Origin of the sequence: Streptomyces sp. H39-C1, assembly GCF_027158125.1 — a bacterium.
Lineage (GTDB): Bacteria > Actinomycetota > Actinomycetes > Streptomycetales > Streptomycetaceae > Actinacidiphila > Actinacidiphila fildesensis.
The window spans coordinates 40,988-64,859 of the sequence record NZ_JAPVLS010000055.1; the positions used below are offsets into that span (position 1 = coordinate 40,988).

At 71.9% G+C, this 23,872-nt stretch carries 21 protein-coding genes; 6 read left to right on the top strand and 15 right to left on the bottom strand.

Annotated features, from left to right (window positions below):
• Positions 1 to 32 precede the first annotated feature (32 nt).
• Positions 33 to 1,226, top strand: coding sequence for an MFS transporter (locus O3W51_RS30585; RefSeq protein ID WP_138353019.1), 1,194 nt, complete (start codon positions 33 to 35; stop codon positions 1,224 to 1,226).
• 8 nt (positions 1,227 to 1,234) lie between these two features.
• Here O3W51_RS30585 and O3W51_RS30590 read toward each other — a convergent pair whose 3' ends face one another.
• A complete protein-coding gene (locus tag O3W51_RS30590) occupies positions 1,235 to 2,536 on the bottom strand; it encodes an alginate lyase family protein (protein ID WP_198357467.1) in 1,302 nt (433 codons plus the stop codon).
• A gap of 305 nt (positions 2,537 to 2,841) precedes the next feature.
• Here O3W51_RS30590 and O3W51_RS30595 point away from each other — a divergent pair, with 305 nt between their 5' ends.
• Complete coding sequence (locus O3W51_RS30595; protein WP_269287801.1) at positions 2,842 to 4,299, top strand: glycosyltransferase family 2 protein; 1,458 nt, start codon at positions 2,842 to 2,844, stop codon at positions 4,297 to 4,299.
• 18 nt (positions 4,300 to 4,317) lie between these two features.
• Here the strand turns inward: O3W51_RS30595 and O3W51_RS30600 are convergent, their stop codons facing one another.
• Positions 4,318 to 5,196: a helix-turn-helix transcriptional regulator gene (locus O3W51_RS30600; protein ID WP_138353016.1), complete on the bottom strand. Its 879-nt coding sequence runs from the start codon at positions 5,194 to 5,196 to the stop codon at positions 4,318 to 4,320.
• Positions 5,197 to 5,350: 154 nt separating this feature from the next.
• Here O3W51_RS30600 and O3W51_RS30605 point away from each other — a divergent pair, with 154 nt between their 5' ends.
• A complete protein-coding gene (locus O3W51_RS30605) occupies positions 5,351 to 6,214 on the top strand; it encodes an NAD-dependent epimerase/dehydratase family protein (RefSeq protein ID WP_138353015.1) in 864 nt (287 codons plus the stop codon).
• An 81-nt stretch (positions 6,215 to 6,295) separates the two neighbouring features.
• Complete coding sequence (locus O3W51_RS30610; RefSeq protein ID WP_269287802.1) at positions 6,296 to 6,988, top strand: DUF5995 family protein; 693 nt, start codon at positions 6,296 to 6,298, stop codon at positions 6,986 to 6,988.
• Positions 6,989 to 7,012: 24 nt separating this feature from the next.
• Here the strand turns inward: O3W51_RS30610 and O3W51_RS30615 are convergent, their stop codons facing one another.
• From O3W51_RS30615 to O3W51_RS30655, 9 genes are all read right to left on the bottom strand, one after another.
• On the bottom strand, positions 7,013 to 7,471 hold the full coding sequence (locus O3W51_RS30615) for a phospholipase (protein ID WP_138353013.1): 459 nt from the start codon (positions 7,469 to 7,471) through the stop codon (positions 7,013 to 7,015).
• Positions 7,472 to 7,622: 151 nt separating this feature from the next.
• Positions 7,623 to 9,326 carry a flavin monoamine oxidase family protein gene (locus O3W51_RS30620; protein WP_138353012.1) on the bottom strand — a complete coding sequence of 568 codons (1,704 nt, stop codon included), beginning with the start codon at positions 9,324 to 9,326 and terminating at the stop codon, positions 7,623 to 7,625.
• A 38-nt stretch (positions 9,327 to 9,364) separates the two neighbouring features.
• Positions 9,365 to 10,165 (bottom strand): carbon-nitrogen hydrolase family protein, encoded by an 801-nt coding sequence (locus O3W51_RS30625; protein WP_138353011.1) that lies wholly within the window; start codon positions 10,163 to 10,165, stop codon positions 9,365 to 9,367.
• Between the two features lie 175 nt (positions 10,166 to 10,340).
• Positions 10,341 to 10,796, bottom strand: coding sequence for an Lrp/AsnC family transcriptional regulator (locus tag O3W51_RS30630; RefSeq protein ID WP_138353010.1), 456 nt, complete (start codon positions 10,794 to 10,796; stop codon positions 10,341 to 10,343).
• Positions 10,797 to 10,806: 10 nt separating this feature from the next.
• Positions 10,807 to 12,297 (bottom strand): amino acid permease, encoded by a 1,491-nt coding sequence (locus tag O3W51_RS30635; RefSeq protein WP_244809088.1) that lies wholly within the window; start codon positions 12,295 to 12,297, stop codon positions 10,807 to 10,809.
• A gap of 338 nt (positions 12,298 to 12,635) precedes the next feature.
• Positions 12,636 to 14,075 carry a GuaB1 family IMP dehydrogenase-related protein gene (locus O3W51_RS30640; RefSeq protein WP_138353009.1) on the bottom strand — a complete coding sequence of 480 codons (1,440 nt, stop codon included), beginning with the start codon at positions 14,073 to 14,075 and terminating at the stop codon, positions 12,636 to 12,638.
• Between the two features lie 154 nt (positions 14,076 to 14,229).
• Positions 14,230 to 14,544 (bottom strand): barstar family protein, encoded by a 315-nt coding sequence (locus O3W51_RS30645; protein WP_244809089.1) that lies wholly within the window; start codon positions 14,542 to 14,544, stop codon positions 14,230 to 14,232.
• The gene (locus O3W51_RS30650) at positions 14,541 to 15,008 is read right to left on the bottom strand and encodes a ribonuclease domain-containing protein (RefSeq protein WP_138353008.1); all 468 of its coding nucleotides are present in this window, start codon (positions 15,006 to 15,008) and stop codon (positions 14,541 to 14,543) included. Before O3W51_RS30650 ends, O3W51_RS30645 begins: the two co-directional genes overlap by 4 nt.
• A 50-nt stretch (positions 15,009 to 15,058) precedes the next feature.
• Positions 15,059 to 15,817 carry a GntR family transcriptional regulator gene (locus tag O3W51_RS30655; protein ID WP_138353007.1) on the bottom strand — a complete coding sequence of 253 codons (759 nt, stop codon included), beginning with the start codon at positions 15,815 to 15,817 and terminating at the stop codon, positions 15,059 to 15,061.
• Between the two features lie 188 nt (positions 15,818 to 16,005).
• On the opposite strand from O3W51_RS30655, the gene O3W51_RS30660 reads away from it, so the two are divergent.
• Positions 16,006 to 17,118: a glycosyl hydrolase family 18 protein gene (locus tag O3W51_RS30660; protein WP_244809090.1), complete on the top strand. Its 1,113-nt coding sequence runs from the start codon at positions 16,006 to 16,008 to the stop codon at positions 17,116 to 17,118.
• Between the two features lie 35 nt (positions 17,119 to 17,153).
• On the opposite strand, the gene O3W51_RS30665 is transcribed toward O3W51_RS30660, so the two are convergent.
• Entirely contained in the window at positions 17,154 to 18,140 is a 987-nt protein-coding gene (locus O3W51_RS30665) for a sugar-binding transcriptional regulator (RefSeq protein ID WP_187145265.1), read from the bottom strand.
• A gap of 110 nt (positions 18,141 to 18,250) precedes the next feature.
• Positions 18,251 to 18,916, bottom strand: coding sequence for a ribulose-phosphate 3-epimerase (rpe, locus tag O3W51_RS30670; RefSeq protein WP_138353005.1), 666 nt, complete (start codon positions 18,914 to 18,916; stop codon positions 18,251 to 18,253).
• 176 nt (positions 18,917 to 19,092) lie between these two features.
• Here rpe and O3W51_RS30675 point away from each other — a divergent pair, with 176 nt between their 5' ends.
• Complete coding sequence (locus O3W51_RS30675) at positions 19,093 to 21,243, top strand: MMPL family transporter (protein WP_138353004.1); 2,151 nt, start codon at positions 19,093 to 19,095, stop codon at positions 21,241 to 21,243.
• Positions 21,244 to 21,265: 22 nt separating this feature from the next.
• Here the strand turns inward: O3W51_RS30675 and O3W51_RS30680 are convergent, their stop codons facing one another.
• On the bottom strand, positions 21,266 to 22,780 hold the full coding sequence (locus O3W51_RS30680; RefSeq protein WP_138353003.1) for an RsmB/NOP family class I SAM-dependent RNA methyltransferase: 1,515 nt from the start codon (positions 22,778 to 22,780) through the stop codon (positions 21,266 to 21,268).
• A 188-nt stretch (positions 22,781 to 22,968) separates the two neighbouring features.
• A partial coding sequence (gene fmt, locus O3W51_RS30685; protein ID WP_269287803.1) for a methionyl-tRNA formyltransferase occupies positions 22,969 to 23,872 on the bottom strand: 904 nt, incomplete at its 5' end.

Here is a 23,872-nt window from a genome sequence, read left to right on the forward strand (position 1 = left end):
TATCAGGTAGGCTCCCTGATAGTTTACGCGCCATGACAAGTGCAGTGACGCGGAAGGCCGAACCGGGGCTCCGCCGGGCCCACATAGCCATCGCGACGGTGTTCGCCGTGCACGGCTCGGTCACCGGCAACTTCGCCACCCGGATCCCCTGGATCAAGGACCAACTGGACCTCAGCGCCGGCCAGCTCGGCCTGGCGCTGGTCTTCCCGGCGATCGGCGCGTCACTGGCGATGCCGCTGGCCGGCCGGATCATGCACCGGTTCGGCTCCCGGGCCGCGCTGCGCGGACTGCTGGCCCTGTGGTGCGCGGCACTGGCGCTGCCCGCCGCCGCGCCCGGCCTGGTCTGGCTGTGCGGTCTGCTCTTCGTGTACGGCGCCACGTCCGGCATGGCCGACGTGGCGATGAACGCGCTGGGCGTCGACGTCGAACAGCGCAAGGGAAAGTCGATCATGTCGGGGCTGCACGGCATGTGGAGCGCCGGCACTCTGGCGGGCTCGGCGATCGGCGTGGCCGCCGCGCACGGCGGCGTCGACGCCCGGCTGCATCTGGCGGTCGCGGCCGCGGTACTGGTGCCGCTCGGCTACCTCGCCTGCGCGGGCGCTCCCGACATCCACCCGGAACTGGAGGCGGAGGCGCCGCCGCGGTTCGCCCTGCCGCCGCGCTCCGCTCTGGTCATCGGGGCGATCGGCTTCTGCGCGGTCTTCGCGGAGGGCGCGAGCATGGACTGGTGCGCGGTCTACCTCCGCGATGTCACCGGCGCCTCGGCCGGTGTCGCCGCGGCCAGTTACACGGCCTTCGCCTGCACCATGGCCGCGACCCGGCTCGCCGGGGACGCGGTGGTCCGGCGGCTCGGCCCGGTGCGGACGGTGCGGGCCGGCGGCCTGCTCGCCGTCGTGGGCGGGCTGTTGGTGGTCGCGGCCGACGCACAGCCGCTGGCCATCACCGGCTTCGCGCTGCTCGGGGTGGGCATCGCGGTCGTCGTGCCGCTCTGCTTCGCCGCGGCCGGGCACGCCGGCCCGGTGCCCAGCCAGGCCATCGCCGGAGTCGCGACCGTGACGTACACCTCGGGACTGGTGGCCCCGGCCGCCATCGGGGTCATCGCCAACGCCAGTTCCCTGACGGCGTCGTTCGGCCTCGTGACGCTGCTCGCGGCGGGACTCGTGGTGGGCGCGGGAGTGCTGCGCCCGGCCGCCGGACGGGCTGTTTCCGCCCCGTCCGGCGGGTGAGCGAGGGCTCAGCCGGTGATCGAGTCCAGCTGCTCGGCCGCGGGCCGCAGCGCCCACAGGTCGCCGCCCGGCGGGGCCTGGAGCGCGGGCACCGCCGCGCGGGCCTTCGGGTCCCCGGCGTCGGCGGCGGCATGCACGATGTCGCTCGCCGCGTAGGCCCGGAAGTCCAGTTCCGGGTGCGGCCAGGGCACCTTGCCGGTCGCGGCGGGCAGCAGGTAGTCGACCGCGGCGGAGAGCCGCTGCCCGGCCGGACCCCGGTAGGACCACAGGTTCACACCGACGTGCCGGCCGATCGCCGCGAGCCGGGTGAACGCCACCAGGTTGAAGGTGGAGTAGTGCCAGCTGCGGGTGCGGGAGATCTCGCCCGGCTGGCTGCCGTCGGCGGCGATCTGCGGATCGATCCGCCCGGCCCTGGCCTTCAGCACCGTCTGCCGGGCGAGGCCGTCGTGACCGGTGGCGAGCTGGAGCGCGGCCAGCTGCATGTCGAAGAAGGTGCCGTGGTTGTTGGCCGCCGCCGCCTCCTCCTTGCCGAAGGCGCCGCCGAGCCAGTTGCGGAAGCCCTCGTACCAGGTACGCATCCCACCACGGTCGCCCTTGGTCCAGCCGGGGGCTCCGGTGTCGAGGATCGCGGTCGCGTCGAGGACGCTGGTGAAGCCCTGGGAGAAGTCGATGATGCCGATCGCCCGGCCGTCGTACTTGCAGGGGATGATCTGCGCGTGGTCCAGGTTCGGGTTCATCCGGGTGGCCGGATCGGTGAACCAGGTACGCAGGATCTCGGCGGCGTGCCGCGAGTAGGCCGGATCGCCGGTGTAGTACCAGGCGAGGCTGAGGGTGTAGGCGGACGCGAACACCTCGCCGCGCTCGTCGTGGTCGGTGAGTTCGTCAACTTCGGGATTCCGCTGCCCGTCCTTCTGGAGGTACGGGCATCCCATCGGGTTGTCCGCGGTCTTCGGCTGGCTCGCCCACCAGTACGGGGCCTGGCTGAGGTAGTCGTGCTTGTCGCCGCCGGGCGGCGTGCGGTCCTTGTCGGTGACGGTCCACGGGCCCTGGCCCAGCCAGCCGTCGGCCTGTGTCCGCAGGTCGGCGACGGCCCGCCGCAGCGCTGGGTCGCCCTTCGCCAGCCGCCCCTTCGTCTGCCGCAGCTGCTCGCCGTCCAGCACGACGGTCCGCGGCACCTTCGCCGCGGCGCTGGTGTGTGCCGGTACGTGCGCGGGCGCCGCGGACGCGGGCGATGCCATGGGCGCGAGCAGGGCGGCGAGCCCGGCCACGGTGGCGAGCAGCGCTCCACGGCCCCTACGTCTTCCGCTCATCAAAGACTCCCATCACATACATGAATGGTGTTCACACTGACGATCGTGTGAGCGTAGGGCAGCCGCTTCGGCCTGACAACGCCTGGCACAGGATTCATGGATGTGACCGACGGGGGGCGAAATGCCCCGCTCGGCGCCGGTTCCCGCGACCGCCCGCCGGGCAGGTACCAATCAATGAACGGAAACCCCGCAACCCCCGCTTTACGCTAGATTGCCCATTCTCGGCAGCGGGATCCCCGCCTCGCCGACCGGATCATGACTTCCCCTCTCTTTGCTGCGGCTATACCAAGGAGGCGACCGCGACCGTGCCCGAGAAATGGGTCAGCGTCATCATTCCGGTCTACAACGCCGTTGATTATCTGGATGAATGCCTGGAATCCGTGGTTCATCAGACGATCGGAATCGACCGTATCGAGGTCGTGGTCGTCAACGACGGATCGACGGACGGCAGCGCCGAGTTGCTCGACAGCTGGGCGGTACGGCATCCGGAGATCCGGGTGCTCCACCAGGCGAATTCCGGCGCTCCCGGGGGCCCGCGCAACCGTGCCATCGACGTGGCCACCGGAGAGTTCCTCTTCTTCGCCGACCCCGACGACTACCTGGGCACCGAGGCTTTCGAGCGCATGGTCGGGGCGGCCCGCCGCGACGATTCCGATGTGGTCCTCGGACGGATCCGCGGGGTCGGCAGGTCCGCGGCCGCAGGACCGTTCCGGCAGAACGTCGCGCGGGGCGACATCTACAGCACCAAGGCGGTATGGAGCCTGACCGCGCACAAGCTGTTCCGCCGCTCGCTGGTGGCCGAGCACGGACTGCGCTTCGCGGAGGGTGTCCGGCTGGCCGAGGAGCAGATCTTCATCGTGCCCGCCTATTTCGCCGCCCGGGCGATCTCGGTGGTCGCGGACTACGACTGCTACTACCTCATGAAGCGGGAGGGATTCGCCCACCTCACCCAACAGGGTCCCGATCCCGAGCACTTCTACGCGGGCATCCGCAAGGTCCTGCAGACGGTGGTCGAGAACACCGAACCCGGCCCCCGGCGCAACAGCCTGCTCCTGCGCTGGGGTCAGGTGGAGATTCTCGGCAAGTTCGGCCGCAGTTTCCCGCGCTGGCCGGCGGACCAGCAGAAGGCCTATGTGCGGCTGGCCGCGGAACTCCTCGAGGACTTCATCCCCGAGGAGGTCCTCGCCCCGCTCTCCCCCCTCGACCAGACCCGCGGGCAATTGCTCCGCCGCGGTCAGCTGGATGAACTGATCGCTCTCGCCCGGTTCGAACAGTCCGACTGGGCGGACATCACCGAAATGGCCTGGCTGCCCGACAACCTGCGGTTCACCGCCACCCTGCGCACCCGGCTGCGGGCCACCAGCCGCCCCGGGAAACTGGAACACCATTTCGTGCTCCAGCGGGTGGGCGACGGGCACGAGGTCGTGGTGCCCACCACGGATCCGGGCGGCGTCGAGCCGGCGCTGACCTTCAGGACCGTCTTCGACGTACGCCATCTCGGCACCGAGGTCCGCAGGCCCGGAGCGTGGAGAATGCTGCTGCGGCTGTCGTACGGCGAGCAGTTCGAGGACGTCCCGGTGCGCTTTCCCGGAACGAAGCTCCCGGCGGGCGCGGCCGGCCGCCGCAGGCTCCGCTCCGGCCTCCGCCCGATGCTCGTCTGGCTCTCCCGTGACCCGGAGAGCCGGGCGGAACTGATCGTCACCAACTGGCGCGGCCTCGCCGGAATGGTCAGGCGCAAGGTCCGCAATCGGCTGTCCCGGTGAGGCGGAGCGCCGCCGCGGTCAGCCGAGGCCGCTCGGCGTGAGGTCCTGCAGCCCCACCACGCGCAGCAGCCGCAGCCGCTCGTAGGAGTCGGTGCCCGGCCGCGCCGAGTAGACGATCAGCCGCTGGTCGTGCTCGGTGCTCAGCAGGACCTCGCAGTCCAGCTCCAGCAACCCCACCACCGGATGCTGGAACCGCTTGGACGAGGAGCGCCGGACGGCCACCTCGTGGGCCTCCCACAGCCGCGCGAACTCAGCGCTGGAGGCGCGCAGTTCCGCCACCAGGGCGGCCGGCCGGGGATCGTCGGGCCGGGCCGCGAGCACCGCCCGCAGATTCGCCACCTGACCGCGCGCGAGCCCGTCCCGGTCCTCGACCGGGAACAGCTCGCGCGCCGCCGGGTCGGTGAACATCCGGCGGACGATGTTGCGCTGCCCCGGCGGGCCGGAGAACACGTCGCCGACCAGCGCGGCGGCCAGCGCGTTCTGTGCCAGTACGTCGCCGAAGTCGCTCATCACCTGCGCCGGGGTGTCGTGCAACCGGTCCAGGACCAGCAGCAGCGCGGGCCTGACATGGGCGGCGCCTTCGCGGTCGTACGCCGGGTCGCCCCGCCGGTGGGCGGGCGACGGCTCCTCCCCCGCCAGATGGAACAGATGGTCGCGCTCGTCCTCCGTCAGCCGCAGCGCCCGGGCCAGCGCGGCCAGCATCTGCCGGGACGGCCGCGGGCCGCGGGCCTGCTCCAGGCGTGCGTAGTAGTCGGCGGACATCCCCGCCAGCTGCGCGACCTCCTCGCGGCGCAGCCCCGGGGTGCGGCGGCGGGCTCCCCCGGTGAGGCCCACGTCCGCGGGGCTGAGGCGCGCGCGGCTGCGGCGCAGGAAGTCGGCGAGTTCGGTTCTGTCCACTCCTCCAGCATGCGGCCGCGGCCGGACGGTATCCAGGGACTGCTGATCCCCGGATCGACGGGTCTCTCCCGCCGCCCGTCCTTCCGCCGCACGCTGGGGCACGGCGGGCACGATCCGCCGGCAGGGCTCACACGGCGGATACGAGGAGCGGGACATGCTGACTTTGGTGACGGGTGCGACGGGCGAGGTCGGACGGCGGTTCGTCCCCCGGCTGCTGGCGCGGACGGCGCCCGGCGACGCCGTCCGGGTGCTGGTGCGGGACGAGGAGCGGGGCGCCCCCGCCGCCACGCTCGGGGCGCAGGTCACGGTCGGCGAGCTGCGTGACCCGGAGGCGGTGCGCAAGGCGCTGGCCGGGGTGGACACGGTGCTGAACATCGCGGCGGCCTTCCGCGGCGTGCCGGACGAGGAGGCCTGGGCGGTCAACCGCGACGCCGCCCTGGAGCTGGGCCGGGGCGCCGTCGAGGCGGGCGCCGGCCGCTTCGTCCAGGTCAGCACGAACCTGGTGTACGGCGCGGGGCGCGGGCGCCCGGCGGTGGAGGACGACGAGCCGCTGCCCGGCTCCCCGATGTGGGGCGCCTACCCGGCCTCGAAGTCCGCGGCGGAGCAGGGTCTGCTGGCGCTGCACCGCGAGCACGGTCTCGATGTGCGGATCGGCCGGCTCGCCTTCGTCTACGGGGAGGGTGACCCGCATCTGGCGCAGTCCCTGCGGTGGGCGGGCGGCTGGGCCGGGCACCAGCGGCTGACGATGGTGCACCACGCCGATGTCGCCCAGGGTCTGCTGCGGCTGCTGCGCGCACCGGGAGCGGCGGGGCGGGTCTACAACATCGCCGATGACGCCCCGGTGTCCGCGGTCGAGCTGCACCAGCTCAACGGGGTGGAGCTGCCCGCAGGCATGGCGGGCCGGCCGCTGGACGACCCGTGGGAGGGCGTGGTGTCGACCGCCCGCATCCGCGACGAGCTGGGGTTCAGCCCCCGTTACCCCTCGGTGTGGACCGCGTGGGACGCGGGCGCGCTGTGACCGGCGGTCCGGCATCACCCGTTTCAGGGACGCACCGGCGCGCGGCCGTGCCCCGTGCCCGCCGGCTGGGACGCTGGGCACATGACGACGGTGTGGCGGACGGTCCCCGGTGACGTGGACGAAGTGGTGGCGCGGATGCGCGCGCTGGACGCCGCGCTCCCGCCGCACGACGGCGTCGCGGTGTTCAACCGGGTCTATCTCTCCGTCACCGAGGAGATGCGGCGGCTGATGTCCGCGGGGGTCTTCGACGATCCGCACGCGGCGGCCGAGTTGGACGTACGGTTCGCCGGCCGCTACCTGGCGGCGGTCGGCACGGAGTCCTCCCGGCGCCGGGCCCCCGCCTGCTGGCGTCCGCTGCTGCAGCTGCGCGGGCACCGCGGGGTTCGGCCGCTGCAGTTCGCACTCGCCGGGATCAACGCGCACATCGGCCATGACCTGGCGCTCGCGCTGGTCGACACCTGCCGGGCGCTGGACCGTGAACCCGCCGCGATGGAGGGGGACTTCGAGCGGATCGGCGATGTGCTGGTGGCCATCGAGGAGCGGGTGCGCGAGGACCTCATGCCGGGGCCCGACCTGCTGGACGTCGCCGACCCGCTGACCCATCTGGTCGGTTCCTGGAGCCTGGAACGGGCGCGGGACGCGGCCTGGGCCGCGTCCCGCCTGCTCTGGTCCTTGCGGCACACCGGTGCGATGTACCGGGAGTGCGTTGACCGGCTCGACGCGGGCGTGGGGCTCGTCGGCCGGTTCCTGCTCACTCCGCTGGCCGGCCGGTGACGCGGGGCCGGGGCGGACCGGAGGTCAGCCGAACTGCTTGACCGCCTGGTAGTACGTCCAGGCGAGGCTGTTGCAGGCGGCCTTCGTCACGACGTTGTAGCCGTGCGAACCGCACACCCGCTTGAGGTCCTCGTACAGCATGCTGTCCAGCCGGGGCTTGTTGGCGCTGAACTGTCCGGCCGCCTTGTAGTTGCGGTAGCCGAAGTCGTGGTGGGCACACCCCAGGTTGAACGGGAAGCCCAGCGGGTTGTCGGGCGACGACGAGCAGTAGTCCGTGGACCAGTCGAAGCCGTAGGCGGACCAGGCACCCTGGTTGTTGCGTGCCGAGATGAAGGCGTTGTAACTGGAGGCGCTGGTCTGGGTCCAGCTGGACAGGACCTGGGGTTTGTCGGCGGGTGCCGCCGACGCCGGAACTGCGGCGCCGGCGACGGCGATCAGGGCGGCGGCCGGAAGGGCCAGGACTACGGGCAGGCGACGGCTCATGCGCTACCTCCGGGATCCGGCGGCCCGCGTGGGGCGGGCCGCTTACTCGGAGGATTGCACCGCGAGCGGCTGGCGTCCCGCTATACGCCTCCTTAAGCCCCGGTCACGTTACGACGTCAACCCGGCCGGCCGCACGGATGCCCGGCGGCGCTCAGTCCTCGTCGAGGAAGACCGGCGCGATGTCCTCGTAGACGTCGCCAGGACCGGGGTTGGTCGCGTCGGTCCCGCCGCCGAAGTGGTGCATGACGCCCCACACCGCGTTGAGTGCCGTCTGGACCGCGCCCTCGGCCCAGCCCGCCGTCCAGGAGATGTCGTCGCCCGCGAGGAAGATGCCGCGCTTGTCCTCGGGCAGCGTGTCCTGCATGAAGTGGGTGAACAGCCGCCGCTGGTAGCGGTAGTGGCCGGGCAGGTTGGCCTTGAAGGCGCCCATGAAGTAGGGCTCGTTCTCCCACGACACGGTCACCGGGTTGCCGATGATGTGCGAGCGGATGTCGACCTTGGGGTAGATCTCACCGAGCGAGGTCAGCATGACCTCCATGCGCTCGTTGGCGCTCAGCGGCAGCCACTTGAGGCTGTCGTCGCACCAGGTGTACGACAGGCAGATGGTCGCCGGCTTGTCCGGGCCGTCGTCGAGCAGGTACGTGCCGCGGGTCATCCGGTCGGTGAGCGTCATGCTCATCACGTCGCGGCCGGTCTGCTCGTCCTTGTCCAGCCAGAACGGCCGGTCGACCGGCACGAAGAGCTTGGACGACTCCATGTAGTGGGTGCGCTCGATCGCCGTCCAGTGGTCGATCGGGAAGAGCGAGTCGTCGCAGGCGATCTTGGAGAGCAGCATCCAGGACTGCGCGGTGAAGACCGCCGCCGGATACGTCCTGATGTCGCCCGCCGCGTCGGTGACCGTGATGCGGTTGCCCGCGGTGCGGTGCAGCCGGGTGACCGCCGGGCGCGGCGTGCCGCCGTGCAGCGACGACAGCGACGTGCCCCGCTCCCAGTGCGTGAGCTTGTCCGGCTCGCGGTCCCACAGCCGCAGCGGCAGTTGCTGGCTGCCGCCGACGATGCCGTGGTGGTCGTCGTCGGCGCCGGTGTAGACGACCCGCAGGATCTCCAGGATGGAGTTGGGGAAGTCGGTGTCCCAGCCGCCGGTGCCGAAGCCGACCTGGCCGAATATCTCCCGGTGCCGGAAGGACTTGAAGGCCGGGGAGTCGCAGAGGAACCCGTAGAACGTCTGGTTGTCGAGCTTCTCGACCAGCGCGGACCAGATCTCGCGGATGACGGGGACGTCACGCTCGCGCAGGGCGCGCTGCATCGCGGAGAAGTCCGCGCCGTCCTCCAGGCACGCGTTCCAGGCGTGCATGACCTGGTGGTAGACCTCGGGCAGGTCGTCGACGGACGTGGCGTAGTGCGACTCGCCCTTGAGGTCGACGACGGTCGAGGGGGTGCCGGGCGACAGCGGGTTGGGGAACGGCCGGGTCTGCAGGCCCACCAGGTCCACGTAGTACTGGAAGGCGGTGGACGACGGCGGGAAGCGCATCGCGCCCATCTCCGCGGTCAGGTCGGCGTCGCAGCCCTCGAAGCCGACGGTGCGCAGCCGGCCGCCGATCCGGTCCGCCTCGTAGACGACGGGCTTGAGGCCCATCTTCATCAGCTCGTAGGCCGCGATGATGCCGGAGAGCCCGCCGCCGATGACCGCGACCTCGGTGCCGTGCTCGGTCGCCGGTACGGCACCGAGCCCGGCCGGGCTCGCCAGGTAGTCGTCGTAGGCGTACGGGAAGTCCGGCCCGAACATCGTGATCGGGGGCTCGGCCTGCGCCTGGACATGCTGCTCGTCATGGACCGCGGTGGGCACGGACGTCATCGGGGGTGTCTCCTCGCGAAAAAGGGGTCAGACGAACGTCAGACGAGCGTGCCGTACAACTCGGGCCGCCGGTCGGGCAGGTACGGGGTCTCGTCCCGCGCGGCCCGCAGCAGCTCCGGGTCGGCGTCGGCGATCACCAGCTCCTCACCGGTGCCGGCCCGGGCGCGGACCGTTCCGTCGGGCCCTGCCAGACAGCTGAGCCCGGTGAAGTGGAACTCGCCCTCGGCGCCGCAGCGGTTGGCGTAGGCCAGATGCAGCTGGCTTTCGTACGCGCGGGCCGGGACGAGGGTCTGTGCGACGAACTCGTACGGGCGCATCAGCGCCGTGGGAACGACGAGCAGGTCGGTGCCCGCGAGGGCATGGGCCCGGACGTTCTCCGGGAATTCGACGTCGTAGCAGATCAGCAGCCCGATCCGGGTGCCGTCGAGGTCCGCCTGGACCACGGTGGTGTCGCCGGGGGTGAAGTGCTCGCGCTCGAAGCCGCCGAACAGATGGGTCTTGCGGTAGTTCGCCAGCGCGGTGCCGTCCGGGCCGATGAGCTGCGCGGAGTTGAAGACCGCGGCGCCCGCCCGCTCGGGATAGCCGTACACGATCGCGATGCCGTGCTCGGCGGCGATCTCCGCGACGCGCAGCGCGCCCGGACCGTCGGCGGGCTCGGCCAGCCCGGGTATCCGGTCGCCGAGCGCGTACCCGGTCAGGTACATCTCGGAGCTGGCGAGCAGCCGGGCGCCGGAGGCCGCCGCCCGCCGGGCGGCGCCGTCCAGCGCGGCCAGGGCGGCGCCGGTGGAATCCGGAACGCCGCCGGGGCCTTGGTACAGCGCGATGCGCAGCGGCGGCATGGATCCTCTTCGTCGCTCGATGGTCTGTTCGGGGTCTCTTAGAAGGTACGTTTCCGGCCACCTACGCAACAAGATGTGAATCTTGCGCACCTACCAGCGATCCGTTGCGTCTCGGAGCCGGCCGGCGGCGATCTGTTGCGTATGTGGTTCAGGCCACAGCCTGGGACGGCACGGCCTAGGCCGGCGAGCCCGAGGTGTAGCGGCGCAGCAGCGGCGACAGCACCAGGACGGACTTGGTCCGCTCGACGAACGGCTCCCCGGCGATCCGTTCCAGCACCCGCTCGAAGTGCCGCACGTCGGAGGCGAAGACCTGGACGAGGGCGTCCGCCTCGCCGGTGACGGTCGAGACGGTCGCGACCTCGGAGTAGCGGGCGAGGCCGCGCAGGATGTCGCCGGGGCCGGTGTTGCGCCGGCAGTAGATCTCGACGAACGCCTCGGTCTCCCAGCCGAGCGCCGCCGGGTCCACCCGTACGGTGAAGCCGGTGATGGCGCCGGAGGCCAGCAGCCGGTCCACCCGGCGTTTGACGGCGGGGGCGGAGAGCCCGACCTGGGTGCCGATGTCGGCGTAGGAGCGGCGGGCGTCCTCGGCAAGGGCATGGACGATGCGTTCGTCGAGATCATTCAGGCGCACAGCGGGTGGTTCACACTTCTTCTCGGGCGAGCTGGGACCGGCGCATGCCGTACGTGAAGTACAGCACGAGTCCGCCGGCCATCCAGATTCCGAACCACTTCCAGGTCTGGGCGCCGAGGCTGGTCATCATCCACAGGCACAGCAGGAACCCGATGGCGGGGGTGACCGGGGAGAACGCGACGCGGAAGGTGCGCGGCAGGTCCGGCCGGGTGCGGCGCAGGATGATCACCGCGACGTTGACCAGGGCGAAGGCGAAGAGCGTACCGATGCTGGTGGCGTTGGCGAGCTCGCCGAGCGGCACCAGGGCCGCCAGGATGCCGCAGAAGAGCGAGACGATCACGGTGTTGGCGCGCGGGGTGCCGCTCTTCGGGTCGACCTTCGAGAAGATCTTGGGCACCAGGCCGTCGCGGGACATCGAGAACAGGATGCGGGTCTGTCCGTACAGCACGGTCAGCACCACGCTGGCGATCGCGATGACGGCGCCCGCGGCGAGCAGCACCGCCCAGAAGCTCTGGCCGGTGACCTGGCGGAGGATCTGCGCGAGGGCGGCGTGGGCGTCGCTGAACTGCTGCCACGGCATGGCGCCGACGGCGACCAGCGCCACCAGGCAGTACAGCACCGTGACGATGAGCAGCGACAGGATGATCGCGCGCGGCATGTCGCGCTTGGGGTTCTTGGCCTCCTCGCCTGCGGTGGAGGCGGCGTCGAAGCCGATGTAGGAGAAGAACAGCGTGGCGCCCGCGGCGCTGACGCCCGCCATGCCGAGCGGCATCAGCGGGTGGAAGTTGCCGGCCCGGATGCCGGTGAAGGCGACCGCGCAGAACAGCACCAGCGAGGCGATCTTCACGACGACCATGACGGTGTTGACGCGGGCGCTCTCCCGGGCACCCCGCAGCAGGAACGCCATGGAGAGCAGCACGACCAGGAGTGCGGGGATGTTCACGACGCCGCCCGCGCCCGGCGGGTTGGCGAACGCGTCGGGGATGGTGACCCCGATCGTGCCGTGCAGCAGCTCGTTGAGGTACTGGCCCCAGCCGACCGCGACCGCGGCGACCGACACCCCGTACTCCAGGATCAGGCACCAGCCGCAGAGCCAGGCGATGAACTCGCCCATCGTGGCGTAGGTGTAGGAGTACGAGGACCCCGAGACCGGGATGCTGCCCGCCAGTTCGGCGTAGGAGAGCGCCGAGAAGAGCGCGGTGAACCCGGCGATGACGAAGGAGATCACGACCGCGGGGCCGGCCTTGGGGACGGCCTCGCCCAGCACCACGAAGATGCCGGTGCCGAGGGTCGCCCCGATGCTGATCATCGTCAGCTGCCACATGCCGAGGGAGCGCTTCAGCTCCCCGCCGTCACCGTGGCCGCCCTCGGCGACGAGCCGGTCGACGGGCTTGCGCCGCATCAGCCTGCCTCCGAAGCCGCCGCCGGGGGTGGGGCCGCCCGGGGCGGGATCCGCCCCGGTCCGGTCGCGGGTGGACGGCGCTGCGCCAGTTCGTGCCACTGCGGGAGCTCCTTGGTCGTGCCGGTTCGGACGGCGGCGGCGAGGTCGCGGCGGCACCGTACGGGAGTGCGCGTCCCGGCGCACTACCGGTGGGAACCGCCGAGCTTGGGGTCGCCACCGCTCCACGTACAGGGCATGACCTTACGAGGTATGACGAGTGCCTGTAATGCGGGTCTATTGCGCATCTGCGGATGATCGTTGCGCGAAACCGCCGGAGTGCGCCGAATCATTGCCATCGCTGCGGCAGGTCGTTGCGTTGTCCGCTTTGTGGGGGCGAACGCGAGAGCGCCGGACCGGGCTGGAGTCCCAGCCCGTCCGGCGCTCGGCGTGCTGCGTCATCAGCTCCAGCTGGCGTGCAGGGCCTTGCCCTCGGCGTAGCCGGCGGCGCTCTGGATGCCGACGATGGCCTTCTCCTCGAACTCGGCGAGCGAGCCCGCGCCCGCGTAGGTGCACGAGCTGCGCACCCCCGCGATGATCGAGTCGATCAGGTCCTCGACGCCCGGACGCGTCGGGTCGAGGAACATCCGCGAGGTGGAGATGCCCTCCTCGAAGAGCGCCTTGCGGGCCCGGTCGTACGCGGACTCCTCGCTCGTTCGGTTGCGCACCGCGCGAGCCGAGGCCATGCCGAAGCTCTCCTTGTACAGCCGCCCTTCGGCGCTCTGCTGGAGGTCGCCCGGGGACTCGTAGGTGCCGGCGAACCAGGAGCCGACCATCACGTTGGACGCGCCCGCGGCCAGCGCCATCGCGACATCGCGCGGGTGCCGGACGCCGCCGTCGGCCCAGACGTGCTTGCCGTACTTCTTCGCCTCGGCGGCGCACTCCAGGACCGCGGAGAACTGCGGGCGGCCCACGCCGGTCATCATGCGGGTGGTGCACATGGCGCCGGGGCCCACACCGACCTTGATGATGTCCGCGCCGGCCTCGATGAGGTCGCGCACCCCCTCGGCGGCGACGATGTTGCCCGCCACGATCGGCACCTGCGGGTCGAGGGCGCGGACCGCCCTGACCGCGGTGAGCATCGACTCCTGGTGGCCGTGCGCGGTGTCGACGACGAGTGTGTCGACGCCCGCGTCGAGCAGCTGCTTGGCCTTGACCGCGACATCGCCGTTGATGCCGACGGCGGCGGCGATGCGCAGCTTGCCGTTGGCGTCGGTGGCGGGCGTGTACAGGGTGGCGCGCAGCGCGGCCTTGCGGGTCAGGATGCCGACCAGCCGGCCGTCCGCGTCCACGGCCGGGGCGAGCTTGCGGTTGGCGGCGTCGAGGCGGTTGAAGGCCTCGCGCGGGTCGATGCCGGCGTCCACGAGCAGCAGGTCGCGCGTCATCACCTCGGACAGCTGGGTGAAGCGGTCCACGCCGGTGAGGTCGTGGTCGGTGACGACGCCGACCGGGCGGCCGTCCTCTACGACGACGCCCGCGCCGTGCGCCCGCTTGGGCAGCAGCGACAGCGCGTCGGCGACGGTCTGGTGCGGAGCCAGCGTGATCGGGGTGTCGAGCACCAGGTGGCAGCTCTTGACGTACGCCACGACGTCCGCGACCACGTCGATCGGGATGTCCTGGGGGATCACGACGAGGCCACCACGGCGGGCGACCGTCTCGGCCATCCGGCGGCCGGCGATGGCGGTCATGTTCGCGACGACCAGCGGGATGGTGGTGCCGGTGCCGTCGGGGGACGCGAGGTCCACCGCCTGCCGGGACCCGACCGCGGAGCGGCTGGGCACCATGAAGACATCGTCGTAGGTCAGGTCGTAAGGGGGCTTCACGTCATTGAGGAATTTCATACTGGCTGCCTCACCTGCGGTTATACGTCTGGGGCGGGTGGGGAGTCAGCACCGAACCAGCGCCGTCCAGGCTGCGGCTCCTACGCCATCATCGCCGATGCGACCAAGTTCTGGCGAACCGGCGCCCCCCGTTCTGTGCCTTCCACCAGGGGGCTCAGACCTCGTTTGTGGCTTCCTCCACGATCACGTGAAGGGGGGTGTCGGTGTGCTGCCAGAAGTCGGAGGCGTCCCGGAGGATCTGTGTGACGATGCGCCATTCGCGGGGCGAGACGGCGGCGTACTCCTGCCAGCCCGTGACCCGCAGCCGGCGCCGGGTGGCGGCCGGGCACCAGGACAGGTCGGTGAGGCAGTCCGCCAGGGCGTCCCAGTTGCGGCCGAAGTACTCCGGCAGGGACAGCGACCGGGCGCAGCGGTCCATGAACTCGTGCCGGGTGGTGACACCGGCGAGGTCGAGCACGGTGGCCGTCACCGCAGCACCGCCTTGAAGGTCTGGTAGTGGTCGTCGGTGTAGTAGAACTCCCCGCCCTCGCCGGTGATGACCCGGCGGGCCCCGCGGTCGCGTGAGCCCGGGGTCGTGACGGTGTACTCGTGGTAGTAGCCGGACTTCTCGCGGGGCAGTTCCCTCTCGAAGTTGCTGAACACCGCCCCGTCCTTCGCGTACGGGTACGGGCCGCCCCGGTCGATCAGCGCCAGTGTGTTCCGCGCCTCGGCGGGCAGCCGGCCGGCCGCGACCGTCGCCCGTCCCGAGGCCCAGCCGGGAACGGAGGCGGTGGGGCCGTAGCCGCTGCCCGGGGACGCCGGGGAGCGCGTCGCGGTCCCGGTACCCGTCGTCCCGGTGCGCGTCCCGGTGTCCGAGGAGCAGCCGGTGAGGAGCACGACGAGGCACATCAGGAGCGCGGCGGCGGCCGCGCGCGTGGCGGACCGCAGCAGCATGCGGCCGATGCTGCCACACGGCCCCGGCCGGAGCACGGTGGCGCGCGCGGTCAGACGGTGGGCGTGACCTGGGGACTCGCGGCGTCCGGCGGACCGCTGAGGGCCAGCTGGGAGACCAGCCGGTAGCGGTCGCCGCGGTAGATGGCGTGCGTGTACTCGAAGAGCCGGCCGTGCTGGTCGCGGGTGACGCGCTCGGAGGACAGCACCGCCGCTCCGGCGCTGATGCCGAGCAGCGACGCCTGCACGGTGTCGGCGGACAGCGCCTCGTGGATCTGCTCGGCCGCGGAGGGCTCGATGCCGTAGCGCTCGCGCAGCAGGGAGTAGAAGGAGCCGCTCTCGACGTCGTCCGCGGTGGCGCCGGGCACCAGCTCGCTGAGGACGTGGATGGTCTCCAGCGCCATCGGCTCGTCGTTGACCAGCCGCTGCCGGGCCACCCGCAGCACGGGGGTGCCGGCCTCGACGCGGAGCCGGCTCCCGATGCTCATGCCGGCCGGGATCACCGAGTGGTCGAGGACGCGGCTGGTCCACGTCCCCGGGGCCGCCGGGTAGCCGGACTGATCGGCGGCCGGCGCGGTCACGATCCGCTGGGAGATCTTCGGCGTGCCGACGAACACCCCGCGCCCGTGCTCGCGCACCAGCCAGCCGTCCTTGACCAGTTCGTCCACCACGGCGCGCAACGTCGGCCGGGACGTCTCCAGTTCGACGCACAGCTGCCGTTCGGCCGGGATGGCCTGCCCCACCGCACGGGCCTCGATCAGCGAGATCAGGTGCTCGCGGATCAGATCGCGTTTTCTCAGTCCGGCAGTCATCGGGTACGCCGCTCCCGCGCAGTGAGCACACAGTGGCCAATCTTGTGCTCTCAGCTTAGGTCAGCAGACAGGTTGGCGTAAATAAACTGACCACTTATTGACCAATTGCCGCCTCCTGGTCCACCATCACCCCAGCGCCATCCCCCCACTGGTCAGGATTCCGACCACCGTCACCGGAGGCCAGCACCATGCGCAATCGCCGACTTCTCACCGCCGCCGCCGCGGCCGCCGCCTGTACGGTCGCGGCATTCACCGCCGGATCGGCCATGGGTTCTCCCGCGGGCCGTACGCCCGCCCCGGCCCACGCCGCTCCCGCCGCCGTCCCCGCCGTCCCGTCCGGTGTGCAGCTGCAGGGCTGGCTCTACCCCGGCTCCGCCGGTGAGCCGCAGTGCTCCGGCCAGGCCGAGTACGCCGACAACCGGCTCAGGAGCGGAGCGCTCAAGCCCGAGTACTGGGCGGTCCAGCCCAACGGCACCCTGCTCCTGGAGACCACGGCGCAGGGCCTGTGCAACGCCTACAGCGCGGCCAACGTCACCGATCTCAAGGCACATTCGACGTACCAGTACCCGACCGTCTCGGGCATGGACACCCCCACCGTCCGCGCCCTGGTGGGCAGTTCGGCCCGGCGCGGCCAGGCCGTCCAGCAGCTCACGGCGATGACGGTCAACGCCGGGCTGACCGGCATCGACGTCGACATGGAGGACTACTGGTCCTGGTCCACCGGCGACTTCGCCACCTACCGCACCTTCCTCACCCAGCTCGCCACATCGCTGCACGCCTCCGGCAAGCGCCTGCAGGTGGACGCCCCGGCCATGACCGAGGACGCGCCCTACTACGACTACGCGGCGGTGGTCGCGACGGGCGTCGACGAGCTCGCGATCATGGCCTACGACGACGAGTACGACTCCGACCCGGGCGGAAAGTGCAAGGCCATCACCCCGTACGCCTGGCTGAAGCAGGTCGTCCAGTACGCCCGGAGCAAGGTGCCCAACCACGACAAGCTGGTCATCGGACTGCCCTCGTACGGCTACAGCGCCCCCGCGTCGTGCGACACCTCGGCCATCGAGGGCAACATCCCGTTCAGCGTGATGCGCGGCAAGCCCGGCTGGTCGGGCAACGCGTCCACCATCGAGCAGCGCCGGGACAGCGGATCCGGCGAGATCCGCTGGACCTCGGGCGGAAAGCTCTACGACTACGTCGACCAGACGTCGATGGACCGCAAGCTGCAGGTCCTCACCGGCCTCGGCGTCACCAAGGTCTCGGTGTGGTCCCTCGGCGGGAACCCCTGGTTCACCCGCTGATCCGGCCGGACCAGGGCACGTGCGACCCCGGCGGACTACGGTCCGTCGGGGTCCGCGCGGTCCAGGGCGGGGCGCGGGGCGGCGCCGGTCGAGTACAGCAGGTGGTCGGCGGCGGCCGTGTCCGTCACCAGGCTGGTGACCAGCCCGGAGCGCAGCACGGCGTCGATCGCGGCGGCCTTGCGCAGCCCGCCCGCGATGGCCAGCACCTCGGGGATCCGGCGGAGCCGGTCCGCCTCGATGGTGATGCAGCGCTCGCCCAGGTCGCGGCCGACCCGGCGCCCCGCGGCGTCGAACAGGTGCGAGGACATCTCGGCGGCGACGCCGAGCCCCGCGTAGTGCGCGCGCTCGGCGTCGGTCAGCGCGTCATGGACGGTGGAGATGCCGGCCGCCCAGGAGCCGATCGAGACCACCGCGACGGTGACCTTGTCGAAGTACCCCATGGCGGCGGCGATTCCGCTCTGGGCGCGCAGGGTGGCGGCCGTCGCCGGGTCCGGCAGCACCATCGGCGCGTACAGCGGGTGCGCCTCACCGCCGGAGACCGCGGCGGCGGTCCGCACCGCCTCGACGGAGCCGCGCTCGGCGGTGCCCACGTCGTACACACCGGTCAGCTGGACGACGGTGCACTGCGGCAGCCGGTCCAGGGCGTTGGCCATCGTGATGATGGAGCGGCCCCAGGCCAGGCCGAGCACATCGCCCTCGGTGACCAGCTCGCCGAGCAGGTCGGCGGCGACCTTGCCCAGGTTCTCCGGGTCGGGCGCGTCGGACTGCTCCGGCGGGGTCTCGACGACGACCGCGTGCCGCAGGCCGTAGCGGGCGCGCAGCGCGTCCGAGCGCTCGGCGTCCAGCTCGGCCGGGACCCGGATCTCGATCCGTACCAGGTCACGTTCGAGGGCGGTCTCCAGCACCCGGGCCACCTTGAAGCGGCTCACGCCGAACTCCTCGGCGATCTGGATCTTGGACTTGCCCTCGAGGTAGAAACGGCGCGCCATCGCTGCGGCCTGGACCATCTCGCCGGGGCCCATGCGCACCTGTGTGCGGCCTGTGGTCACGTTGCTCTCCCCAGTTGCCCATCTGATCGGCTCCGCGCTCATCCTCGCAGATGGCGCGGTGTTACGGACGCGTAGCCGGACCGTCAGTGGGTACAGGCCGCCGTGGCCAGCTCACGCAGCCCCCGCACCGCCGCCGCCGGGTCGTCCGCACCGTAGACCGCGGAACCTGCGACGAAGACGTCCGCGCCCGCCTCGGCACACCGTTCGATGGTCCGCTCCGACACCCCGCCGTCGATCTGCAGCCACAGCTCCAGGCCGTGCTTGTCGATCAGCTGACGGGTCCGGCGGATCTTGGGCAGCATGATGTCGAGGAACGCCTGCCCGCCGAAGCCGGGCTCCACCGTCATGATCAGCAACATGTCGAGCTCGGGCAGCAGGTCCTCGTACGGCTCGATCGGGGTGGCGGGCTTGAGTGCCATCGACGCCCGCGCGCCCTTCGCCCGGATCTCCCGGGCCAGCCGCACCGGCGCGGCCGCCGCCTCGACGTGGAAGGTGACGGAACCGGCGCCCGCCTCGACATAGGCCGGGGCCCAGCGGTCCGGGTCCTGGATCATCAGATGGCAGTCGAGCGGGATGTCCGACGCCCTGCTCAGCGACTCCACGATCGGCACACCGAGCGTCAGGTTGGGCACGAAGTGGTTGTCCATGACGTCGACATGGAGCCAGTCGGCGCCTTCCACGGCCTTCGCCTCGTCGGCGAGCCGGGCGAAATCGGCGGAAAGGATGCTGGGGTTGATCTGCACGCTCATATGCCCAGCAAACCAGATCCCGGAGGGTGCCAGATCCCTGCCCCCGCAAGGAACGGGTCCGTTCCGTAAAATCGCGGAACGATCTCGAACACCGGTGCCATGCTGGCTCTCCAAGCACTCTCCCCACAAGGATTTCGGGAGGGCCGACAGACGTACGCAAAGCGGGGAGACTCGTCGTGGGCGGAACCGGACGGTGGGCACACCTGGTGTGCGGCCGGCGCAGCAAGTGGGTCGTACTCGTCCTGTGGCTGATTCTGCTGGTGGCGGTCTCACCGCTGGCGCAGAAGCTGACGGACGAACAGAAGAACGACTCGTCGACGTGGCTTCCCGGGAGCGCGGAATCCACTCAAGTCCTCACCCTCCAGAAGGATTTCCTCCCCGACACCGCTCCAGCCGTCGTCGTATACGCCCGGCCGGGCGGCCTGACCGAGACCGACCGCGCCAAGATCGTCAAGGACACGGCGTCCCTCAAGGCCATGACGCAGCACGGCATCCTCGGCGCCCGCACCGTGGGACCGGTGCTGGAGAAGACCGGCACTCCGCGCGCGGCCCAGATCATCGTCCCGATCAGCGTGGACGCGGGCGGCTGGAACGGCCTGGCCGACGCGGTGAAGGACATCCGCGCCACCGCCGACGCGAACAGCGCCGGCCTCGATGTGCACCTCACCGGTCCTGGCGGCTACGCCTCGGACTCCGCCGAGGCGTTCCAGGGCCTCGACGGCACGCTGCTGTTCTCCGCGCTCGCGGTGGTCGTGGTGATCCTGCTGCTCACCTACCGCAGCGTGACCCTGGTCTTCCTGCCGATCATCTCCGTCATCGGCGCGCTGTTCACCGCCCAGGCGGTGATCTATCTGCTCGCCAGGCACGCCGGTCTGGTGGTCAACGCGCAGAGCGCCGGCATCCTCACCGTCCTCGTCTTCGGCGCCGGCACGGACTACGCGCTGCTGCTCGTCGCCCGGTACCGCGAGGAACTGCGCCGCCACGAGGACCGGCACGAAGCGATGGCCCTGGCCCTGCACCGGGCCGGGCCCGCGGTGCTCGCCAGTGCCTCGACTGTCGCCGTCAGCATGCTGTGCCTGATGGCCGCCGACATGAACTCGACCTCGGGGCTCGGGCCGGTCGCGGCCATCGGCGTGGCCGTCGCCCTGCTCGCGATGACCACGCTCTTCCCCGCGCTGCTCGTCATCGTCGGACGCTGGGCGTTCTGGCCCGCCGTGCCGCACATGGGATCCGACGAGCCGACCCGCAGCGGACTGTGGGCGCGGGTGGGCGGGCGTATCTCCCAGCGGCCGCGCGCGGTCTGGGCGGGCACCGCGGTGGCCCTCGCGGTGCTCTCACTGGGGCTGATCGGCCTGAAGGCGAACGGACTGACGGCCGCCCAGGGCTTCACCGGCACCCCCGACTCCGTGGTGGGCCAAGAGGTCGCGGCGCGGTACTTCCCCGCCGGCGCCGGGCAGCCGCTCGTCGTCATCGCCGACGCCGGGGCCGCGGACCAGGCGCGTACCGCCCTCGGCTCGGTCCAGGGCGTCGCGCCCGGCTCCGTCACCACCCCACCGGGCGTCCCAGCCGAGAAGAACGGCCGGGTCTATCTGGAAGCCACGATGGCTTCGGCGGCCGACAGTACGGCGGCCAAGCAGACCGTCGACCGGGCCCGTGACGCGCTGCACGCGGTGCCGGGCGCCGACGCCAAGGTCGGCGGCGGCACGGCGGTCATCCAGGACGCCAACCGTGCGACCTCGCACGACAACAAGCTCCTCATCCCGATGATCCTCGCCGTCGTGCTGTTCATCCTCGCGCTGCTGCTGCGGTCGCTGGTCGCCCCGCTGATCCTCATCGCGACCGTCGTGCTGTCCTTCGCGGCGGCGCTCGGGGCGAGCACGTTCGCCTTCCACCACCTGTTCGGGTTCGAGGGCGAGGACACCTCGTTCCCGCTGTTCGTCTTCGTGTTCCTGGTGGCGCTGGGCATCGACTACAACATCTTCCTGATGACCAGGATCCGCGAGGAGACGGCCCACTCCGGCACCCGTGCCGGAACGCTCACCGGCCTCGCGGCGACCGGTGGTGTCATCACCTCCGCGGGACTGGTCCTGGCCGGCACGTTCGCCGCGCTGGGCACTCTCCCGCTGGTCGGCTTCGCCGAGCTCGGGGTCGCGGTCGCCTTCGGCGTCCTGCTCGACACGTTCATCGTGCGGTCGATCCTGGTCTCGGCGATCACCCTCGACCTGGGTCACCACGTCTGGTGGCCCAGCAAGCTGGACGCCCCCGGCACCACACCGCCGCAGGCCACCGCCCACCAGCAGGACGACGATCTGGCACAGCGGTCCTGAGACCCGTTCGGCCGCGGGCAGCTCAGGCAGTGCGGCGCAGCAGGGCCAGGTACATGGCGTCGGTGCCGTGCAGATGCGGCCAGAGCTGGACGTCCGGGCCGTCGCCGATCGCGGGGACGCCGGACATCAGGGGGCGGGCGTCGATCCACTCGGCGGCCGGCTGCCCGTCCGTCCCCCAGCTGCCGCTGGTAGGTGCCCCCAGGCCGCGCAGCACGTCGTCGACGACGGCACGGGTCTCCGCCGGGTGCGGCGAGCAGGTGGCGTAGCCGACGACGCCGCCGACGCGGACGGCTCGCAGCGCCTCGGTGAGCAGTCCGCGCTGGAGCGTCGCGAAGCCCGCGACGTCCTCGGCCTTGCGGCGCCAGCGCGCCTCGGGGCGGCGGCGGAGCGCGCCCAGGCCGGTGCAGGGCACATCGACGAGCACCCGGTCGAAGGAGCCCTGGGCCCAGGCGGGACGGGTGCCGTCGGCGACGATCACCTGGTAGGGGCCGGGGTTGCCGGCCAGCGTGCGTTCCACCAGCCGGGCCCGGTGCGGCTGCTTCTCGGACGCGACGAGCAGGGCGCCGCGCTGCGCGGCGAGCGCGGCGAGCAGGGCGGCCTTGCCGCCGGGGCCCGCGCAGCCGTCCAGCCAGAGTGCGTCCCGGCCGTCCAGCGGAGCTGCCGCCAGCGCGGCCGCGACCAGCTGGCTGCCCTCGTCCTGTACCCCGGCCCGGCCCTCACGGACGGCTTCCACCGCGCCCGGGTCGCCGCCCTCGGCCAGCCGTACGGCGTACTGGGACCAGCGGCCGGGCTCGGTCGCCTCCGGCGGGAGCGACGCGGCCACCTCCTCGGCCGTGGAACGGCCGGGACGGGCCACCAACGTCACCTCGGGCCGCTCGTTGTCGGCCTCCAGCAGGTCCTCGATACCGGCCCGGCCGCCGCCGAGCGCGTCCCACAGCGCGGAGACGATCCAGCGCGGATGCGAGTGAACCACGGCGAGGTGCGCCTCGGGGTCGTCGTCGTACGGCGGGGCGACCTGGGCGACCCAGGCGTCGATGTCCTGCGCGGCGATCTTGCGGAGCACCGCGTTGACGAACCGGGCCCGGCCGTCGCCGAGCACGCACCGGGCCAGTTCGACGGTGGCCGAGACGGCGGCGTGCGGCGGGATGCGGGTACCGAGCAGCTGGTGCGCGCCGAGCGCGAGCACGTCCAGCACCGGCGGGTCGACCTCGCGCAGCGGCCGGTCCACACAGGCGGCGATCACGGCGTCGTAGGTGCCCTGACGGCGCAGCGTGCCGTAGACCAGTTCGGTGGCGAGGGCGGCGTCCCGGCGGTCGAACTCGCCGCCCTTCTTGACCGCTTCCGCCTCGGCGTTGCGCAGCAGCGAGGGCAGGACGAGGTTGGCGTACGCGTCGCGCTCGTCGACCGCCCGCAGCGCCTCGAAGGCGAGGATCCGGACCGGATCCCGCTGGGGCCTGCGGTAGGGCTTGCCCTTCGGCTTGCCCTGGGACTTCCCCTGCGAGGTGCCCTGCGGTCGGCTGCGCGGCTGGTCGTTCACGATCAATGTGCTCCGGACTCGGTCGGAAAAAACTGCTGCGCCCGGGCGGCGGGATGCCCCCTCCCGCGCACAGGGCGTGAACAAAGCGTACGGCCGCCGGCCCGCCGACCGCTCACCCGGGCGACCGGGGCCGGCCGCGGGCCGTCACCGTCCGGCGGGACGGCGCTCCTCGTCGGAAGGGGTGCGGGCTACGCGCCCAGGCGGGTGCCGGAGGCGAGGCGGACGCCGCGCGCCCAGTCGGCGGCGCGCATCAGCTTCTTGCCCTGCTGCTGCACCTCGCCGAGTTCCACGGCGTGGCTGCCGGTGCCCACGTACACCGCGTTCTTGGCGACGGAGAGCTCGCCGGGGGCCAGTCCCGCGAGGTCCTCGCGGCCGGGCAGCGGGGTCACGGGGCCGAGCTTGAACCGTTCGCCGTCGAGCAGCGTCCAGGCGCCGGGCGCCGGGGTGCAGCCGCGGATCAGCCGGTCGACGCGCAGCGCGGGCGCGTTCCAGTCCACCGCCGCGTCCTCGACGGTGATCTTGGGGGCGATGGTGATGCCCTCGGTGGGCTGTGTACGGGGCACCAGGCGGCCGTCCTCGATGCCGTCCATGGTCGCGGTGAGCAGCCCGGCGCCGCTGTGCGCGAGCCGGGTGAGCAGATCTCCGCTGGTGTCGGTGGGCCGGACCTCCTCGGTCACGACGCCGAAGACCGGGCCGGAGTCGAGCCCCTGCTCGATGAGGAACGTCGAGGCGCCGGTGACCTCGTCACCGGCCATCACCGCGTGCTGTACAGGAGCCGCGCCGCGCCAGGCGGGAAGCAGCGAGAAGTGCAGGTTGACCCAGCCGTGCACCGGGATCTCGAGCGCGGCCTTGGGCAGCAGCGCGCCGTACGCGACGACCGGGCAGGCGTCCGGGGCGATCTCCCGGAGCCGGGCGAGGAAGTCCTCGTCCCGCGGCTTCACGGGCTTGAGCACCTCGATGCCGGCCTCCTCGGCCCGCTGGGCGACCGGGCTGGAGACCAGCTTGCGGCCGCGGCCCGCGGTCGCGTCGGGGCGGGTGACGACGGCGACGACCTCGTGCCGGTCCGACGCCAGCAGCGCCTCCAGGGCGGGG

What these genes read in the sequence shown, in the direction of transcription:
- O3W51_RS30655 (WP_138353007.1), bottom strand. Translation starts at nt 15,817, where the DNA reads ATGACTGCCGGACTGAGAAAACGCGATCTGATCCGCGAGCACCTGATC.
- O3W51_RS30660 (WP_244809090.1), top strand. Translation starts at nt 16,006, where the DNA reads ATGCGCAATCGCCGACTTCTCACCGCCGCCGCCGCGGCCGCCGCCTGT.
- O3W51_RS30585 (WP_138353019.1), top strand. Translation starts at nt 33, where the DNA reads ATGACAAGTGCAGTGACGCGGAAGGCCGAACCGGGGCTCCGCCGGGCC.
- rpe (WP_138353005.1), bottom strand. Translation starts at nt 18,916, where the DNA reads ATGAGCGTGCAGATCAACCCCAGCATCCTTTCCGCCGATTTCGCCCGG.
- O3W51_RS30625 (WP_138353011.1), bottom strand. Translation starts at nt 10,165, where the DNA reads ATGCCGCCGCTGCGCATCGCGCTGTACCAAGGCCCCGGCGGCGTTCCG.
- O3W51_RS30620 (WP_138353012.1), bottom strand. Translation starts at nt 9,326, where the DNA reads ATGACGTCCGTGCCCACCGCGGTCCATGACGAGCAGCATGTCCAGGCG.
- O3W51_RS30610 (WP_269287802.1), top strand. Translation starts at nt 6,296, where the DNA reads ATGACGACGGTGTGGCGGACGGTCCCCGGTGACGTGGACGAAGTGGTG.
- O3W51_RS30615 (WP_138353013.1), bottom strand. Translation starts at nt 7,471, where the DNA reads ATGAGCCGTCGCCTGCCCGTAGTCCTGGCCCTTCCGGCCGCCGCCCTG.
- O3W51_RS30665 (WP_187145265.1), bottom strand. Translation starts at nt 18,140, where the DNA reads ATGGGCCCCGGCGAGATGGTCCAGGCCGCAGCGATGGCGCGCCGTTTC.
- O3W51_RS30640 (WP_138353009.1), bottom strand. Translation starts at nt 14,075, where the DNA reads ATGAAATTCCTCAATGACGTGAAGCCCCCTTACGACCTGACCTACGAC.
- O3W51_RS30605 (WP_138353015.1), top strand. Translation starts at nt 5,351, where the DNA reads ATGCTGACTTTGGTGACGGGTGCGACGGGCGAGGTCGGACGGCGGTTC.
- O3W51_RS30650 (WP_138353008.1), bottom strand. Translation starts at nt 15,008, where the DNA reads ATGCTGCTGCGGTCCGCCACGCGCGCGGCCGCCGCCGCGCTCCTGATG.
- O3W51_RS30590 (WP_198357467.1), bottom strand. Translation starts at nt 2,536, where the DNA reads ATGAGCGGAAGACGTAGGGGCCGTGGAGCGCTGCTCGCCACCGTGGCC.